Below are 18257 nucleotides of genomic sequence, written 5' to 3'. Positions count from 1 at the left end.
TTTTTGACACGCTAATATGAGTAAATCAATTACTCTCTTGATCATACCCTGAACGTGGTACTCTGTTATAGACGCAGATTCCAGCTCTTTGTTTTTCAGATTAGCAAAAATTACTTCGTCTTCATTAGCACCTTGATATGCATATATAATAATAAGAGTTTGTTTCTTCATTTATCGGTATCTGAAGATTTAAATTGAAGATATCCTGTGATCAACTAGGCCAATAGCTTGAACTCTCATCATAGCACGATTTTTATACCTCAGATATATACACAAGACAATCTCATCCCTTCCTATTTGTGGTCATCTCTCATCCCTGCTTTATATTCGCTGCTCTATCATATTTTTTGTATAAATGAAAAAAGCGACCGCTCCCGGTAATCCGGTAACGGCCGCTTCTTTCGGCTCAATATTGCATATGCAAATCCGTTTTAATATGGGGCTTCCATAGAGAAGCGTCCCATCTTACCTGCTCGCAATTCACGCAGAAAAGCACGCGATGCTTTTTCCAGGTCCACACGTCCACCGCTAACAATACAGCCCCGTTTACGACCAACCTGTTCCATGATGGCTATAACGCTATCCGAATCATCTGCATCTTTGGAGAACTCCTGAAGCTCATAGCGTTCCTCCAGAGCATCCCAGTAGTAGCGCATCAGGTAGCTAATTGCAAAGAAGGCGATATCCTCGGCATTGAGGATCTCCTCCTTAATGGCTCCTGTGACCGCAAGCCGATAACCTACGTTCTGGTCCTCGAATTTGGGCCACAAAATACCTGGCGTATCGAGCAGTTCCATCTCTTTGCCTACTTTAATCCATTGCTGACCCTTCGTTACACCAGGACGATCTCCCGTCGCTGCAATATTTCGTCCAGCAAGCCGGTTAATCAATGTGGATTTCCCTACGTTGGGAATACCTACAATGAGTGCACGAACGGCACGCGGGTTAATACCCTTCGCAAGCTGACGGTCAATTTTCTCTTTGAGCAGCAAGCGAGCCTGTGCCGGAATGTCTTTTACATTGGTACCTGTGGATGCATCCACAGGGAACGCAGTAATTCCTTCATTTTTGAAATGGGCAATCCATTCCTGTGTCACCTTGGCATCCGCAAGATCAGATTTGTTTAATAAAATCATGCGAGGCTTACCCTGTAAAATTTCATCAATCATCGGATTACGGCTGGAGACAGGCAGACGGGCATCCAGCAGTTCGATGACCACGTCAATCAGCTTTAACTTATCCTGAATCTGGCGTCTGGCCCGGGTCATGTGACCTGGAAACCATTGTATCGTCACCTTGTCTTCACCTCATTATTTAATGATATATAAGCTAAAGCTACAATTCACTTTATCCCTTCATTGGCAAACACGTTTCCGGTCACGGGTATCCCCATTCTTATTTTGCCCTCTCTGGTATGGAGTAAACGATATATTTAGCTTATATATCCTGAACTTGATTAGTGGTTAATCCACTTGATATCACCGATCGGCCAGAAAATAACATCTGCACGTCCTACGATATCTTCTAGAGACACGTATCCAATCATTCGGCTATCCGTACTGTTCGGACGATTGTCGCCCATTACAAACACATGGCCTTCTGGTACCTTGCCATCCGGGAATTGCTCATTCGGGAAGTCCTTCACATTATAGGTTCCGCCATTCGCTTCGGCTGCGTCAATCGCTCCCTGAATGTAAGTCTCATTCACTTTCTCTCCGTTTACCATAACCGTATCCCCACTCACCTGCACAGTATCACCCGCTACAGCAATGACACGCTTGATGAAATCACGTCCTTCAGAAGGGACATGGAATACGATAACCTCTCCGCGCTGTGGTTCCCGGATATCGTACAGGATTTCATTCACGATGACACGTTCACCTGTATGGAAATTCGGCTGCATGGAAGGTCCGTCCACGACAAACGGTTTGAACAATAACCATCGAATTAAAATAACGAGCACCAATGCGATCACAATCGCTTTGAGCCATTCGACAATTTCATTTTTGGCTTTTTTGGATCGACTGCCCTTCTCTTCGGCAGAATTGTCCTGGTGTTGAACTTCCTGTTCCATTATTGATCTTCCTCTCTTCACGGTACATGTTATAGCAGTTTACACATCCAGCTTTTCACATCATTCATTTCATTGAATTCATGAAAATTCTCAAATCAGTTATGTACTTCTACACGAGCATTTCATTTTAATACAAATGATCCGCATATTACATATGCTCTAACTGATTACACAAGCCTCCCGGACTCTCACGCGTGTGCCGCCATACCATTTTACTCGGAAGTGTACCTCCGGTTCAACTTTTCCCGGACAAAAACGAAAAGGGCTTGTCTCCAAGCCCTCTCCGGTATCCGTTATATTAACGAATTTCTTTAATTCTCGCTGCTTTACCGCGTAGTTCACGAAGATAATAAAGCTTCGCACGACGCACTTTACCACGGCGAGCCACATCGATTTTATCGATTTTAGGGGAATGAAGCGGGAAAGTTCTTTCCACACCTACACCGTAAGAAATTTTACGAACTGTAAAAGTCTCACTGATTCCACCACCACGGCGCTTGATCACAACACCTTCGAACAATTGGATACGCTCACGAGTTCCCTCGATAACCTTAACGTGCACTTTCAAAGTGTCACCAGGACGAAAACTCGGAATATCTTTGCGAAGTTGTTCTTGAGTAATCGCTTGAACGATATTCATCTATGACTCCCTCCTTCCGTACAGGCGTTCATACTTCTTCCGGAGAACACCCTGTCTCCTTCATTATCCATAGAGGACCGCCGTATTCCACATAACAGAATTATTGTACCATGCCATATATCAAAACACAAGGAAAAATAAACATAATATCACAAACAACTCTTTCACCCGAAGTCAACCACATTACGGAAAAAATAATGTAACTTTCTGTCAAGAATGTTCGTCTATGATATAGCTTGGTAGATTACTGAAGGTCTGTCTGCATTGCACTAAGAAATGAAATTGTATAAGGAGAAACAACCGAACTATGAAATATTGGAAAAGGTTTACCCTTGCGTCACTAGCCGCAATTACTTGCATCATTACGCTATATGCCTACGCTGTTAATCATCCGACAAATGCACTATCGCACAAAGCATGCACATCCTGGGACATGGTCAAGCGTAAAGCATTCCTGATGTCACACACGGACTACTCTAGCAAGACCGGGCTGAATCTGGCTACCTTTCAAGTTGCGCCTGGTACTGCTACGGAAGTTCCTGTACTCATGTATCACTACATACAGCCCAAAGTGAATAATCACGAAACAGGAAACAAGTCCATCATTAACCTTGAGGATTTCGAGGACAATATGAAGTACTTGCATGATGAAGGATACACTACGATTACATTGGAGCAGTTAGAAGACTACGTAAATGGTCTGATCTCACTACCTAAGAAGTCCATTGTGATCACTTTTGATGATGGATATCAGAACAATTATACACTTGCCTATCCCGTACTCAAAAAATATAATTTTCATGCTTCTCTCTTTGTCATCGGCAGCAAGATTCAGGATCAGCCAGCTGATTTTGATCCCGCCAAAAAAACATTTATCTCCGAACCGGAGATGAAGGCAGCAGCAGATGTATTTGAGTTTAACAGCCACACCTATAACTTGCATCACAAGGGGTTTATGCGCTGCGGTGAGAGCGTGCCTGCAGGACTTGATACAAGCCTGCTGAGCGATGATATCAAGATGATGAAGGAAAAGGGAATCGACACGCCCTATTTGGCATATCCTTTCGGTTACACCAGCACACAAATGATTTATCAGCTGCAGCAAAATGGCTACCGCATGGCTTTCTCGGTTCGCTCGGGTTTTGTTCATCCGGGAGATAACCCGATGAAGCTCCCAAGACTAACAGTGACGACCGGAACGGATTTAGCCAAATTGCTTAACCCAGAGGCAGATTAGTCGGAAATACTCCCTTTGGTCGACATCAGTCAATAGAAGTTAAATCAACACTTCTCCGCCTGGATATAGAGTCGAGCTGTACAGTCTTTTGGACTGTGGCTCGGCTTTTTTGGAGGTCCATGGGGTCAGTTCAATCTTGGAGCTGGAATACAGGACAGCTTCAGTCGCGTCGTAGATTATGATCTGTTCTTTACCGGTCTGACAGAGATCAGCATGTACGGCATATCCTTCTTTTCCGAATACTGCAACCGATTGCATCTGTCCATCTACCAAAGAAGGCCGTACCCCTCCGCCTCGGCGATAAGCCAATATATAATCCAGTCCACTGTCATCCCAGTCCCGTACAGGCTCTATAATCGTTAGCCAGCCACGTGTAGTCCGATCTTCCTTCCAGAGTTCTTTTCCCTCGCAATCCAACAAAAACATTCCGTCTTTTCCATGCAGATCACCGCGGATGATACGATCAAGACCAGCGATCTGCAAACCGGGCAGCCCGTCGCAAAATTTCCCTAAAGCGATGTGCTGCGATTCAATAGAATCGGCATAGCGCCATATCTCATGGCCGTAACGGTCCATCATTACCGTTACACTGCCGCCGATAACGATTTCAATATGACCATCTCCGTTCACATCTCCAAACCAGATACAATCTGCATGATCGTCCAGATCAGTGCAAGACCATAGTAAGGTTCCGTCATGATCAAGCATGTCATAGCCTGCCATAACCTCATCCTTCCCATCTCCATCGATATCGTATACCCATGGGAAATGTCCTACATTGCCTTCGTGCTTCCATAGAAGATTGAAATCATGATCAAGTGCCCATAAGGTTTTATAGCGATCTTTGAGTATGACATCCAGCTTCTGCTCATCCCCGGTCAGATTCGCAAGAATAATGCAGTCATGTGCCTCTTCACCCGGTAAAGAATGTGTGCTTTTAATATCTCCGGTTTTTCCGTCCAAAATCAGAAACTGCTTACCCATGATACAAATAACTTCATTGTTCCCGTCTCCATCCCAATCCGCAATTTGAGCGGGGTAATCCGATCCAGGACCACCAGCATCCGGATCAGGCTTTCCCACTTGCCAGAGGAGCTCTCCATCCAGATCATATGCCGTCAGACAAGATACCTGATGCGGAACATAACGGTCATCGATTCCGCCGTCAGCTTGAACCAGGAGCATCTCTAATCGTCCATCTCCATTCAGATCCCCGAGAAGCATTTTGCATCGTTCCCCGGCTTTACTTATATCTATTCTGCCGATCTCGTAAGGCTGATGATACATTATCTTCGTCCTCCGTTTTATCGTTATAGATTGCTCACCCTAAATTTAACATAAAGATCTCATCTGTTTTTGACAGCTCTTGTTCTGAATTCCTGAAAAAATAAACATTCACATTCTTTACTCCTGCAGGATTGCTGCCTCATCCTATTTAATCCATTCCAAAAACTCCAGCCTATTGCCAAAAGGATCGTGAACATAGAAGCGTTTTACTCCTTCATCCGTTCTCGCATCGTCATCTATGATATGAACCTGTTTGCCGCTCAAATGTTCCTTAAGTAAGTCTAGGTTCTGAACGTGAAATGCTGGATGAGCTTTGGTTGCGGGCACAAAATCCTTTTGTACTCCAATATGAACCTGATGAGTTCCACATAGAAACCATACACCACCACGTTTTTTTAGAACTTCAGGTTTCGGAATTTCGGTCCATCCCATAAGGTTATGAAAAAATCTCCGTGCTTCCGCTTCGCATCCTTCTGGTGCCGCAAGTTGGACATGATCAAGACCATAAAAGTTATAATTCAATTCAGTAACCCCTCCTCGTTTCATTAAGTGAAACAACGTTTCATAATTATATTTTATAATAGTTTGCTTATTTAATCCATCTTTTTACATTTCAATCATCTTGAAATTTCCTTCGTATACTCCCACAACAACAAAAAAAGACCAACCTTGTTAACCAAGGGTGGTCTGTATATCTTGTAATCATAGCTATGCTACTTACCATGCGATCTTAAAATATTTGCAGCTACTCGGAAGTCCGTTCCATCTCAGAACGAAGTTTATCGAGCCAAATCCGTTCTTTTTCCGTCAATTCAGCAGTATCCAGCATATCCGGTCTGCGCTCCAACGTACGAATTAGAGATTGTTCTCTGCGCCATGCATCAATATTCAGATGATGTCCAGATAACAGCACATCCGGTACCTTCATGCCTCTGAATTCAGGCGGTCGTGTATAATGCGGATATTCGAGCAGCCCTGTGCTGAATGAATCCGTGACAGCACTCGTCTCGTTTCCGAGGACACCAGGGATCAGACGAGCAATACTGTCGATGGCAACCATTGCAGGCAGCTCACCTCCGGTTAATACATAGTCCCCAATGGATATTTCGTCGGTGACGAGAAATTCGCGAATACGCTCATCATAGCCTTCATAATGTCCACAGATAAAAATCAGATGATCTTCTTGTACCAGTTCTTCTGCTTTTTTCTGTGTAAACGTCTCACCTTGCGGACACATTAGAATGATGCGAGGAGGTTTGGCCGATGCTGCTGCTGACTCTTTGCTGCGTTTTTCAAGGACATCCTCCACAGCAGCAAAGATCGGATCAGGCTTTAATACCATTCCTCCGCCTCCGCCATAAGGTGTATCATCAACCGTATTATGTTTATTCGTAGCATAATTCCGGAAGTTTACTGCATTCAGTGACACGAGCCCCTTCGTCTGAGCTTTGCCAAGAATGCTTGTCCCGAATACACCTTCGAACATTTCTGGAAATAACGTTAGTACATCTACTCTCATGTTACAGCAATCCTTCCATCAGATGAACCTTAACCAGTTTCTCATTCACATCGACATCAAGTACCACATCGTCAATAACGGGTAACAGAATTTCCTTGCCTGCCGCCGTTTTAACAACCCATACGTCGTTGGCTCCAGGCGTCAGAATCTCAGAGATGGTTCCCAGGTTCTCACCTTCTTCTGTCACAACAGTACATCCAACGATTTGGTGGAAGTAATACTCATTCTCCTCCAGCTCAGCCAAGTTCTCTTTGGAGACTTTGGCTATGCCGCCTTTGAACTTTTCCACTTCATTAATGTTTCCGTATTCCTTCAATCGTACGATATACATATTTTTATGCAATCGTGCCGATTCCACATGAACCATCACAGGGTGGTTATCGGGTGTAAACAAATACAGCTCCGCATTTTTCGCAAAACGCACTTCCGGGAAATCGGTTAAAGGCATGATTTTCAACTCACCACGAATTCCGTGTGTATTGACGATTTTACCTACATTCATAAACTCTGCCATACGTTCCTCCTGCATTCGTTCAATATTATTCAAAGTCATGATTTTCTTAAGGTCGTTCCAGTTATAGATCGTTATCCGATCGCTGTTATCCTCTAATTTTAAATTTCATTATTCAAAGGTTAAAATTCAGTGATAAAGGCAACCGCAAGCGTTATTCATGTTTGACGAGCTAGTTAATCATAGTATTTAAGTTTCAGCATGCACGAAAAGGGGCTAGGACATGCATCCTAACCCCCTTTCGTATATCTTTAAGATATGATATCGACGGTAACCCGTTTATCCATCTTAACTGCTGCTGATGTGACGACCGTACGAAGAGATTTTGCGATTCGCCCTTGTTTACCAATAACCTTCCCGACATCGTCAGGATGAACAGTTAACTCGTAAACGACAAGCCGGTCTTTCTCAACCGTCCGAACCGCCACATCTTCCGGATGATCGACCAAAGCCTTAGCAATTATGCTTACTAATTCTTCCATAGATGACCCTCCGAATCAGCACCTTATTTAGTCAATTTAGACTCGTGGAACTTCTTCATCACGCCCGCTTTGCTCAGCAAGTTGCGGACAGTGTCGGATGCTTGCGCACCGTTTTGAAGCCATTGCAATGCTTTATCTTCATCGATCTTAACAACAGCCGGTTGTTCAACCGGGTTGTAGTAACCGATCTCCTCGATAAAACGACCGTCACGTGGGGAACGGGAATCCGATACCACTACGCGGTAGAAAGGAGCTTTGTGAGCACCCATACGTTTCAGACGAATACGAACTGCCATTTGAAAATTCACCTCCTTCAATGAAATCTGTATATTCCTCAGCAACCCATGTAATCAACGGAAAGGAAACTTCATTCCTTTGCCAAGACCCTTCAGCTGCTTCATTGCCTTGTTCTTGCCGCCTTTAGGTCCCATCATATCCGAGAACTGTTTCATCATGCGGCGCATTTCATCAAACTGCTTGATTAGGCGGTTAACCTCAGCCAGAGATGTACCACTACCTGTAGCAATACGTTTCCGGCGACTATGATTGATCATGTCGGGGTTGCGCTTCTCCTCAGTAGTCATGGAGTACACAATCGCTTCAATCCGGCCCATTTGCTTGTCGTCCACTTTCAGGTCCTTGGCTTGCTTCATCTTGCCCATGCCGGGAATCATATCCATGATCTGATCGATAGGTCCCAGCTTCTTCACCTGATCCATTTGCTCCAGGAAATCCTCAAACGTAAATTCTGCATTACGCATCTTCCGTTCCATTTCCTTGGCTTTCTCAGTATCTATGTTGGATTGTGCTTTCTCAATCAGGGAAAGCATATCCCCCATGCCGAGGATCCGTGAAGCCATCCGTTCCGGATGGAAAGGTTCAAGAGCATCAAGCTTCTCGCCGAGTGACGCAAACTTGATCGGGCAGCCAGTAACTGCTTTAACAGAAAGTGCCGCACCACCACGTGTATCGCCATCAAGCTTAGTCAGGACAACCCCGGTCAAATCCAGCTGCTGGTTAAAGTGTTCCGCCACATTAACAGCATCCTGACCTGTCATGCTATCCACCACAAGCAGGACTTCGTCCGGATTCACTACGCTGTGAATCTGGCGCAGTTCTTCCATCAGTTCCTCATCAACGTGCAAACGTCCCGCGGTATCGATAATGACATAGTCATTGCCGTTATCCTTGGCATGCTGCAGACCCTGACGTGCGATCTCCACCGGGCTTGTCTGATCTCCCAATGTAAACACCGGAGCCTTGATCTGCTCACCCAGTACTTGCAATTGCTTGATCGCTGCCGGACGATAAATATCCCCCGCGACCAGCAATGGTCGGCTGTTTTGCTTCTGCAGCATTTTAGCCAGCTTACCGGATGTCGTCGTTTTACCTGCACCCTGCAAACCTACCATCATCAACACCGTAGGCGGCTTGTTCGCTTTAGCCAGTTTTGACTGGCTTCCACCCATCAAGTCCGTCAGTTCCTTGTTAACGATGTCGATGATTACCATGCCTGGCGTGAAGCTTTCCATAACTTCCTTGCCGACAGCTTTCTCTTTCACCTTGGCGATGAATTCCTTGACCACTTTGAAGTTTACATCCGCTTCGAGCAATGCCAGACGTACCTCACGCATAGCTTCGGCAACATCTTCATCCGACACCTTGCCCTTGCCGCGCAGCTTGCTGAACACATTCTGCAATCGGGTCGTTAATCCTTCAAATGCCATGATCCCACCTCCTTAAGCTGTAATACTGTTTTTATTACCGATACGTTCCGTCCCATTTCCTCATTCCCGGAGCTGGTGAACAATATCGCTTATTTGTTTGTTGTTATCAATGGAGACGCCTGCGCGTTCCAGTGCATTTTGCAAATCTTCAAGATTGCGGCTGCGTCGTTCGTGCTTCTCCAGCAAGCCAAGCTTGCTTTCGTAATTTTCCAGCACCTGCTCAGCACGCTTGATATGCTCATATACCGCCTGGCGGCTGATCTCGAACTCGGCTGCAATTTCACCAAGCGAGAAATCATCATGAAAGTAATATTTCAGAAATGTTTGCTGTTTCTCAGTAAGCAAACGTTCATAGAAAGCAAACAGCAAGTTAATCCGGTTTGTCTTCTCAAGCCGGTTTTCTTGACTCATATCGGGGCACTCCCTTCGTCAAGGAAAAACACTTTACACTCTTGCAACGTTCCTAATAATACCGAAAACAAATCAGGATGTCAAGCAAAAATACTTGTCACAATAAAAACGTTCATTTTGCACTCATTTTTCGTGACTATACGGTTGATCTTAGCCATTCCTATACAGCAGAATACGACCTGCTGCATCCTTAATATAGAACAAAAAAACGAATGGGTCTCCACAGATGGAGCCGATTCGTTTTTACACTATCTACCGTGTTCTAGCGAAGTGGTGTCAGGTACAGCAGTACCATGAAGAAATGAAGAATACTGCCTGCCAACACAAAGAGATGCCAGATCGCATGGTGATACGGAAATCCACGCCACACATAAAAAAGCGTACCCAGTGTATACATCAGACCTCCAGCAACCAGCAGCACGATTCCGCCTGTAGGAATGGCAGCCATAAGCGGTTGCCAGGCAATAATGATGAGCCAGCCCATCGCAATATAGAAAATCGTGGACATGAATAGAAACCTTTTCGTAAAAAACGCCTTAAAGATCACGCCGAATAAAGCGATTCCCCAGATTACACCGAACAGGGTCCAACCAAGTGTGCCGCGAACAGCAATAAACAGAAGCGGAGTGTACGATCCCGCAATAAACAAATAAATGGAAGAATGGTCGAAAATCTCAAATAAATCTTTCATTTTCCCATCTTTCCATGCATGCACGAGTGTAGAGCTCGTATAGAGCAGCAACATGGTGATCCCGTAGATCGTGAAACTGACCACATGCCAAGCCGTGCCTTTCATACTCGAAAATACAATCAACAGCACCAGTGCAGCTACACTGAGCGCAGCGCCGATTCCATGAGTCACCGCATTGGCGACTTCCTCACGACGGGAATAGGTATAGGTATTGGCCATATCAACCGTCCTTTCTAGCCCTTTAGCCTTGCCTTCTTTATTCCCATTATACACGTATTGCCAGTGACATTACACGTGACACTTATCACGTATATCACTGGCAATACGGTTAACGCTATTAAATCATCCTATTTATTAATGGTTCTAAGAACTGGCTTCCTCATCTTCTGCGTCCTGATCCGGTTGCTCTTGGATCAGTCCGGCAAACAACGCATGCACGAATTGCTCGGAGTCGAATGGCTGCAGATCGTCAATTTTCTCACCAAGACCTACCATCTTCACTGGCAGATCCAGTTCCTGACGAATGGCAACGACAATACCGCCTTTCGCCGTACCATCCAGCTTCGTCAGTACGAGTCCAGTCACGCCGCTTTTCTCCCCAAACAGTTTGGCCTGATTCAATGCATTCTGTCCAGTTGTCGCGTCGAGAACCATCAATACTTCGTGTGGAGCTTCCGGGATCTCACGCTGAATGACACGATAGATCTTGTTAAGCTCCTCCATGAGATTGGATTTGTTCTGCAGACGACCTGCCGTATCGCAAAGCAAAACATCTGCTCCACGCTGTTTGGCTGCTTGCACAGCATCATACATAACCGCAGCCGGATCTGATCCCGCCTGCTGCTTGATGACTTCAACGCCGGCACGCTGTCCCCATACCTCAAGCTGCTCAATTGCACCGGCACGGAAGGTATCACCAGCAGCCATAATGACTTTTTTGCCCTGCTGTTTGAAACGATGTGCCAGCTTGCCGATCGTTGTTGTTTTACCTACGCCGTTGACACCGACAAACAGAATGACGGTAATGCCATCCGGGTTCATCTTCAGTTCGTTATTTTGTTCACCGCGCAGGAGGTCTGTCAATTTCTCGGACAACACAGGCTGCAATTCAGCCGCGTCTTCAATTTTGCGTTTTTTGACCTCGACACGCAGGTCTTCAATCAGGTTCATGACGGTATTGACCCCAACATCCGCTCCAATCAGGATTTCTTCCAGTTCCTCATAGAATTCCTCATCGATCTTTTTGCGGCGAATAACGAGATCGGATACTTTCTCCACAAGCCCTTTACGAGTCTTCTCCAGTCCATCCTTGAACTGTTTTGTTACCGACTCCGTTTTGCTTGCAATGCTGTCTCTCAGCTTCTTAAAGAAACTCATAAAGCCCCTCCATCGTGTACGTAATCTTAGTGCTGTTTATTTAATTAACAAGTTCCTGATGCATATAGAATTCTTTAAGCACTGGCTATTTCGGCTTCCTCATCTTCCAGTCTAACCGAAACGAGCTTCGATACTCCGCCCTCTTCCATAGTGACACCATATAGTACATCTGCTTCTTCCATTGTGCCCTTCCGGTGAGTAACAACGATAAACTGTGTCTGTTCGGAGAATTCCCGCAAATACTGGGCGAAACGTACCACATTGGCCTCATCCAGCGCTGCCTCGACTTCATCCAGCACACAGAACGGTACTGGCTTCACGTGCAAAATGGCGAACAGCAGCGCCATTGCGGTTAATGCGCGTTCTCCGCCAGATAAGAGCTGCAGGTTTTGCAGTTTCTTGCCTGGTGGCTGGGCAACGATATCAATTCCGGTTTCCAGAAGCCGTTCCGGGTCCATCAGAACCAGATCCGCACGCCCACCGCCAAATAGCTTGGTAAATACCGTACCGAACTCACGGCGGATTGCATCAAAGGTTGTCTTGAAACGTTTAGCCATCTCATCTTCCATCTCACGGATGACTTGATACAACGTCGTTTTTGCTTCCACCAGATCATTTTTCTGCTCATTCAGGAACTCGTAACGTTCATTAACCCGCTGGAATTCCTCAATCGCCCCAAGATTGACTTCACCCAGAGCTGAGATGCTGCGCTTAAGCTTTTGCACTTCAGCCTGAGTGCTCTCTACATCTTCCGGTACTGGATATCTCTCTTTCGCGAGCTCATAACCAAGTTCATAGTCGTCCATCAGTTTACGCAGTATGTTTTCGAGTTCGACATCGAGCCTGTTCACGGAAATTTCCGTCTGACGCATCTGTTCTTCTACCGCTTTTAACTGTGTACGCTGTTCCTTCGTTTCACTCTCAGCAAGTTCAAGCTTCTTCGACAGCTCACTTCGTGCAGCACGCTTGAAATCCAGCTGCTCGGAAGCTTCCGTTTTCTTCAGCTTGAACTGGTTCAGATCTTCAATCTGTTTAACGCTCTCCACCTGCGTTTTTTTCAGGTCTGCTTCCATGGAAGCCAGCAGTGTCCGGTTTTGACGTAGATCTTTGACCAGCGACTCCACTTCCCGCTCCAATCGGCGCAGCTGCTCCTCATTAGAGAACCGTTCCTGATCCAGCTTACCCTCTCTGACTTTCAGTTCGGTCAACTGGCTCTGCAGCTCTTCCTTCGCAGACTCATTCGCTTTGCGGGCAAACTCTGCAGCATGAATGGCACGGTGAGTTGCCTTCTCTTCTTCTTCAAGCTTCTCCAGCTTCTGCACAGCTGCTTCGCGTGCCGTATCCATCTCTTTGATTTCTTCGGTAAATCCATTTTTCTCCTGGCCAGCTACCGCAACCTGTTCCAACACATGGCGCAGCTCATGCTCGACCTGTTTCATTTCCATCGACGCCTGCTGTTCGGCATTTCGTGTATCATCACCCGATTGACGCAGCTCATCCAGCTTGTCCTGACATTGTTCCAACTGGGTTTTCACATCGTCAACGCTGCGGTGCAGCTTCACAATCTGGTTTTCGGTATCCAAAATATCCTGATCCAGTTGATCCAGCTGCCGTTTCCGGCTGAGCAGACTTACATTTTTCTTGTGCTGGCTTCCCCCTGTCATGGAACCGCCTGCATTGACCACATCCCCTTCAAGGGTCACGACGCGGAAACGGTACTGACAGCGTGCCGCAATTTTATTGGCGTATTCCAGCGTCTCGGCAATGATGACATTCCCGAGCAGGCTTCCAATGATATTCGCATAACGGGAATCGTAGTGTACGAGATCCGCACCAATCCCCACGAAACCATCCATACCTTCGATCATGGAACGCTCACTGGAACCAACGGTACGTGGACGAATGACATCAAGCGGCAGGAATGTGGCCCTACCGAGCTGACGCTGCTTCAGGAATGCAATGGCCTGTCTGGAGACCGACTCGTTTTCCATAACGACATGCTGAAGTGCAGCACCCATTGCAGTTTCCACAGCCAATTCGATTTTTTCAGGAACTTTAACCAGTTCCGCCACGGCTCCATGTACACCACTAAGAGTACCTTTGCGAGAAGCTTTGAGGACTTCTTTGACTCCAAGCATAAACCCGTCAAAATCATCCTGCATCTCTTTCATCGTATCCCGGCGGGATACCTGAGCTTCGCGCTTCTGTTCCCATTTTCGAACCGTGCTGCGACTCTCTTCCAGCAGCTTTTGCAAAGATTGCAGTCGTTCACTTTCAGTTATATATCCGCCGCGTAAGTCACTGATCTCTTTACCCAAGCGGACTACTTTTTTCTCAATCTCGGCTTTTCGGGCTTCGAGCGTTTCCTTCTGCTCTTCCCATTTGCCAGACTCCTCGGATGCACGGTTCATTCGACGTTCAAGCGACTCTTTCTGCTGATCGGCGTACCGGATCTCGTTGCGCGTCTGAGCCATCTGGTTCATCAGTTCCAGCAAATTCCCCTTAAGGCTTTCTTCCTGCTGCTGACTGATTCCGCCTGTAACGCCAATGAGCTTCGCCTCTTCTTCAGACAGACGGTTTCGCACGTCACCCAGTTCCTGCTCCAGCTTGCCAAACTTCTCGCGTAATGCAAGCAGCTCAGCCTCACGTTCCCGATGTCGTTCTTCACTCGCAGCAAGTGTAACCGTGAGCTGCTCATGATTGGTTTGCAGATGACGAGAACGTTCTTTGAGTAATTCTCCAAGACCTTCACTTTTCTCTGTTGCTTCACTGAACTGCAGCAAGGCAGATTGCAGCTCTTCCGTCTCCGATTCCAGAATTCGCAGTGCATTCCGGTCGCTTTCCAGCTTGGCATCATGTGTGGAAACAATGGCGGCAAGACCAACTTCCTCTTCTTTTAGCGACTGTAACCGTTCATTCGCCTTGCTCCAGGACGCATGAATCTGTTCGATCTGGTAGACATACATAGAGATTTCCTTCGATTTGAGCTGTCCACGCAATTCCTTGTAGTGAATCGCTTTTTCCGACTGCTCTCTCAGCGGGCCAATCTGGTCCTCCAGCTCTGTAACCAAATCGTGAATACGCAGCAAGTTCTGCTCCGTCTCATCCAGCTTGCGTGTGGCATCCCGCTTGCGGGATTTATACTTCACAATACCGGATGCCTCTTCAAAGATACCCCTCCGATCTTCAGAACGAGTACTCAAAATCTCCTCGATACGCCCCTGTCCGATAATGGAGTAAGCTTCCTTGCCGATCCCGGTATCCATAAACAATTCCGTTATATCTTTCAGCCGACAGGACTGTTTGTTAATAAAATATTCACTGTCCCCGCTGCGATGTACACGACGTGTCACTGTCACTTCACCAAAATCAAGGGCAAGCGCGTGATCCTCATTATCCAGCGTTAACGACACTTCACCGTAATTGACGGCTTTTCTTGCATCGCTGCCAGCAAAAATGATGTCTTCCATTTTGCCGCCCCGTAGTGATTTGGCACTTTGTTCTCCAAGCACCCAGCGAATCCCGTCTGAAATATTACTCTTGCCACTTCCGTTCGGACCCACTACAGCCGTAATGCCGCGAACGAATTCCATCTCTGTTTTGTCGGCGAATGACTTGAATCCACCCAGTTCAATTCGTTTCAGAAACATAGGGTATCCCGTCACCTCCTCTTGCTTATTTCATGTGCTCCTTCAGCGCTGATCTTGGATTAGGAATGAATCTTTCTTCCCCATCCTCTCTTTACAAAAAAAAGAGCAAAAAGCAGTCCGGCCGATAATTTCCGCCGGGGCGGACCCGAGGGGCTGCTCTTTGCTCTTCGTTTGTCTATGCGCTACCCGGTAAAGCTCAGGCTTCCGGAAGCTTCAATCGATCAAGCGCTGCGGATGCAGCCTGCTGCTCGGCTTCCTTTTTGGAACGTCCTGTACCTCTGCCAAGCCGTTCTTGACCCATATGGACCTCCGAGACAAACTCACGTTCATGGGCAGGGCCCCGTTCTTCGACGATCCGATACTCAAGAGCTCCCATATTGTGATGCTGAGTGAGTTCCTGCAGTTCCGTCTTGTAATCGCTCATCTGAAGCTTGCCGCCCAGAACGATCAACGGAAAAACATGCTGGTCCAGAAACGTTCTGACTGGCTCCAATCCCTGATCCAGATACAATGCACCGATGAAAGATTCAAACACATCAGCCAGCAGAGCCGGCCGTGTTCGTCCTCCAGTCAGTTCCTCACCTTTACCAAGAAGTACATACTGCCCAAAACCAAGTGCTTCTGCAAATTTGACGAGGGAAGGCTCGCAGACAATAGATGCCCGCAGCTTCGTTAGTTCACCTTCCGGACGGTTAGGATACAAATGATACAAGTATTCCGATACAGTCAACTCAAGCACCGCATCGCCCAAGAACTCCAGACGTTCGTTATCCTGGTGCTGACTGAATCGGTGTTCGTTTACATAGGAAGCATGGGTAAACGCTTGTTTTAGAAGCTGCCTGTTGTCAAATTTGATTTGAAGTTTGTGTTGTAACTGCTTCAGATCTTCACTCAAACGAACTAGCCCCTTATGCTTCAAATTTTTTGAGGATAATGGTAGCGTTGTGACCGCCGAATCCAAACGAGTTGGACATGACTACGTTCACGTTGGTTTCACGCGGAACATTCGGAACATAATCCAGATCACATTCCGGATCCTGATTTTCCAAATTGATCGTAGGTGCGAGTGTCTGATGAGTCAGAGACAATCCGCAGATTACGGCTTCCACGCCACCAGCTGCACCCAGCATGTGACCAGTCATGGATTTAGTGGAACTTACTGCAAGCTTGTACGCGTGATCACCAAACGCCTTTTTGATCGCGAGCGTTTCGGATCGGTCACCCACAGGAGTTGATGTACCGTGTGCATTGATGTAGTCCACTTCTTCCGGTTCAATTCCGGCATTGCGAAGAGCCATCTTCATGCAGCGTGCTGCTCCATCAGGATCCGGCTCAGTCATATGATGCGCATCGCCAGTCAAACCGTAACCGATCACTTCACCATAGATACGTGCACCACGTTTTTGAGCATGTTCCAAGGATTCCAGAATCAGAATGCCTGCTCCTTCACCCATAACGAATCCGTCACGTCCTGTATCGAAAGGACGGCTTGCCTTAGCCGGCTCGTCATTGCGTGTAGACATCGCGCGCATTGCACAGAAACCCGCCAGACCCGTTGGGCGGATTGTCGCTTCCGCACCACCGCAGATCATCGCGTCTGCATCTCCATTTGCAATCATCTTGAAAGAGTCCCCGATGGAATGCGTTCCTGTAGCGCAGGCTGTTACTACGTTGGTGTTCGGACCTTTAGCTCCGAGAGAAATCGACATTTGGCCAGAAGCCATGTTAGAGATCATCATAGGGATGAAGAATGGGCTAACCCGTTTTGGACCTTTTTGCAGCAATGCATTGTGCTGGTCCTCCCAAGTTCCCAATCCGCCAATACCTGAACCGATAGATACGCCAAAGCGCTCGGCTTCAATGTTCTCATTAATTTTCAAACCACTGTCTTCAACAGCTTTGAAACCAGCTGCTACAGCAAATTGAACAAAACGGTCCATTTTGCGAGCATCCTTGCGATCCATATATTCATCCGGATTGAAATCCTTAATTTCGGCAGCAATTTGTGTCGTGTATTCACTCACATCAAAGGCCTCAATCTGAGAGATTCCGGACTTGCCTGCCATTAAACTTCCCCAGAACGTTTCCAAATCTTTTCCGAGCGATGTCATTACGCCCATTCCGGTAATTACTACTCTTTGTTTCAAACCGACTCACCTCTATATCGACTGCTTGCGCAATTATTTTGTGGGAATATCCGCAAGCGGATGCTCACCCATCCCGATCCGAAAATCAAGCTGGATCAGCATCGCTGCGGAATGAGAAAAACCAATGAATGATGAGAAGTCCCGCCTGTTCGAAAACAGGTGCGGGACTGAATTGACTTTAGGTATGAGATTGTATGTAGTTTACAACTTCACCTACGGTCGTGATTTTTTCTGCATCTTCATCAGAGATTTCCAAATCGAATTCATCTTCCAATTCCATGACCAATTCTACTACATCCAAAGAATCAGCACCCAAATCTTCTTTGAAAGATGCTTCAAGTGTAACTTCAGCTTCGTCTGCGCCCAAGCGGTCGACGACGATGCGTTTTACACGCTCCAATACATCGGACATCCGGTTCACCTCCTCCTTGGTATTATACGAGAATCGCAGGCAAAATGCCATAGAAGACATATGCGGCTCCCGGCCGGGGAATCCGGCCTTTT

The 18257-nt window shown here is 46.6% G+C and carries 19 protein-coding genes; 2 read left to right on the top strand and 17 right to left on the bottom strand.

The genetic code is table 11. The annotated features are described in order from the left end of the window. Positions 1-431: 431 nt before the first annotated feature. The 3 genes from ylqF to rplS all read right to left on the bottom strand — a co-directional run bounded on the left by ylqF (position 432) and on the right by rplS (position 2714). Positions 432-1295, bottom strand: a complete 864-nt coding sequence (gene ylqF / locus MHB82_RS11040; RefSeq protein WP_095287850.1) for a ribosome biogenesis GTPase YlqF — start codon at positions 1293-1295, stop codon at positions 432-434. A 161-nt stretch (positions 1296-1456) separates the two neighbouring features. Beyond that, positions 1457-2074, bottom strand: a complete 618-nt coding sequence (lepB, locus tag MHB82_RS11035) for a signal peptidase I (RefSeq protein ID WP_095358707.1) — start codon at positions 2072-2074, stop codon at positions 1457-1459. A 298-nt stretch (positions 2075-2372) separates the two neighbouring features. Continuing rightward, on the bottom strand, positions 2373-2714 hold the full coding sequence (gene rplS / locus MHB82_RS11030) for a 50S ribosomal protein L19 (protein WP_018883527.1): 342 nt from the start codon (positions 2712-2714) through the stop codon (positions 2373-2375). Between the two features lie 307 nt (positions 2715-3021). Between rplS and MHB82_RS11025 the strand changes: the two genes are divergently transcribed. Beyond that, entirely contained in the window at positions 3022-3951 is a 930-nt protein-coding gene (locus MHB82_RS11025) for a polysaccharide deacetylase family protein (RefSeq protein ID WP_095358708.1), read from the top strand. 39 nt (positions 3952-3990) lie between these two features. On the opposite strand, the gene MHB82_RS11020 is transcribed toward MHB82_RS11025, so the two are convergent. The 13 genes from MHB82_RS11020 to fabF form a co-directional block, all read right to left on the bottom strand. Further along, positions 3991-5238, bottom strand: coding sequence for a hypothetical protein (locus MHB82_RS11020; RefSeq protein WP_095358709.1), 1248 nt, complete (start codon positions 5236-5238; stop codon positions 3991-3993). Positions 5239-5382: 144 nt separating this feature from the next. Beyond that, a complete protein-coding gene (locus MHB82_RS11015) occupies positions 5383-5760 on the bottom strand; it encodes a VOC family protein (RefSeq protein ID WP_095358710.1) in 378 nt (125 codons plus the stop codon). Positions 5761-5983: 223 nt separating this feature from the next. Next, positions 5984-6757, bottom strand: a complete 774-nt coding sequence (gene trmD, locus MHB82_RS11010) for a tRNA (guanosine(37)-N1)-methyltransferase TrmD (RefSeq protein ID WP_095358711.1) — start codon at positions 6755-6757, stop codon at positions 5984-5986. A gap of 1 nt (position 6758) precedes the next feature. Continuing rightward, a complete protein-coding gene (gene rimM / locus MHB82_RS11005) occupies positions 6759-7271 on the bottom strand; it encodes a ribosome maturation factor RimM (RefSeq protein WP_341174664.1) in 513 nt (170 codons plus the stop codon). A 248-nt stretch (positions 7272-7519) separates the two neighbouring features. Beyond that, positions 7520-7750, bottom strand: a complete 231-nt coding sequence (locus tag MHB82_RS11000; RefSeq protein ID WP_024630185.1) for a KH domain-containing protein — start codon at positions 7748-7750, stop codon at positions 7520-7522. A 23-nt stretch (positions 7751-7773) separates the two neighbouring features. Next, positions 7774-8046 (bottom strand): 30S ribosomal protein S16, encoded by a 273-nt coding sequence (gene rpsP / locus MHB82_RS10995; RefSeq protein ID WP_024630184.1) that lies wholly within the window; start codon positions 8044-8046, stop codon positions 7774-7776. A gap of 54 nt (positions 8047-8100) precedes the next feature. Then, positions 8101-9477, bottom strand: a complete 1377-nt coding sequence (gene ffh, locus MHB82_RS10990; protein ID WP_024630183.1) for a signal recognition particle protein — start codon at positions 9475-9477, stop codon at positions 8101-8103. Positions 9478-9537: 60 nt separating this feature from the next. Continuing rightward, the gene (locus tag MHB82_RS10985) at positions 9538-9888 is read right to left on the bottom strand and encodes a putative DNA-binding protein (RefSeq protein WP_095358713.1); all 351 of its coding nucleotides are present in this window, start codon (positions 9886-9888) and stop codon (positions 9538-9540) included. A gap of 262 nt (positions 9889-10150) precedes the next feature. Beyond that, complete coding sequence (trhA, locus tag MHB82_RS10980) at positions 10151-10798, bottom strand: PAQR family membrane homeostasis protein TrhA (protein ID WP_110822629.1); 648 nt, start codon at positions 10796-10798, stop codon at positions 10151-10153. A 144-nt stretch (positions 10799-10942) separates the two neighbouring features. Then, complete coding sequence (ftsY, locus tag MHB82_RS10975; protein WP_095287858.1) at positions 10943-11956, bottom strand: signal recognition particle-docking protein FtsY; 1014 nt, start codon at positions 11954-11956, stop codon at positions 10943-10945. 74 nt (positions 11957-12030) lie between these two features. Beyond that, entirely contained in the window at positions 12031-15606 is a 3576-nt protein-coding gene (gene smc / locus MHB82_RS10970) for a chromosome segregation protein SMC (protein ID WP_110822631.1), read from the bottom strand. Positions 15607-15802: 196 nt separating this feature from the next. Next, complete coding sequence (rnc, locus tag MHB82_RS10965; protein WP_095287860.1) at positions 15803-16501, bottom strand: ribonuclease III; 699 nt, start codon at positions 16499-16501, stop codon at positions 15803-15805. A gap of 13 nt (positions 16502-16514) precedes the next feature. Further along, positions 16515-17753: a beta-ketoacyl-ACP synthase II gene (gene fabF / locus MHB82_RS10960; RefSeq protein WP_095287861.1), complete on the bottom strand. Its 1239-nt coding sequence runs from the start codon at positions 17751-17753 to the stop codon at positions 16515-16517. On the opposite strand from fabF, the gene MHB82_RS10955 reads away from it, so the two are divergent. After that, positions 17745-17885 carry a hypothetical protein gene (locus MHB82_RS10955; protein ID WP_337039190.1) on the top strand — a complete coding sequence of 47 codons (141 nt, stop codon included), beginning with the start codon at positions 17745-17747 and terminating at the stop codon, positions 17883-17885. The genes fabF and MHB82_RS10955 overlap by 9 nt on opposite strands. A 46-nt stretch (positions 17886-17931) precedes the next feature. Here the strand turns inward: MHB82_RS10955 and acpP are convergent, their stop codons facing one another. Continuing rightward, positions 17932-18165: an acyl carrier protein gene (gene acpP / locus MHB82_RS10950; RefSeq protein WP_024630176.1), complete on the bottom strand. Its 234-nt coding sequence runs from the start codon at positions 18163-18165 to the stop codon at positions 17932-17934. Positions 18166-18257: the final 92 nt, after the last annotated feature.

This window comes from Paenibacillus sp. FSL K6-2862, assembly GCF_038005125.1.
GTDB lineage: Bacteria > Bacillota > Bacilli > Paenibacillales > Paenibacillaceae > Paenibacillus > Paenibacillus illinoisensis_A.
The sequence above is the reverse complement of the archived record's forward strand: the minus strand, read 5'-3'. Positions and strand labels throughout refer to the sequence as shown.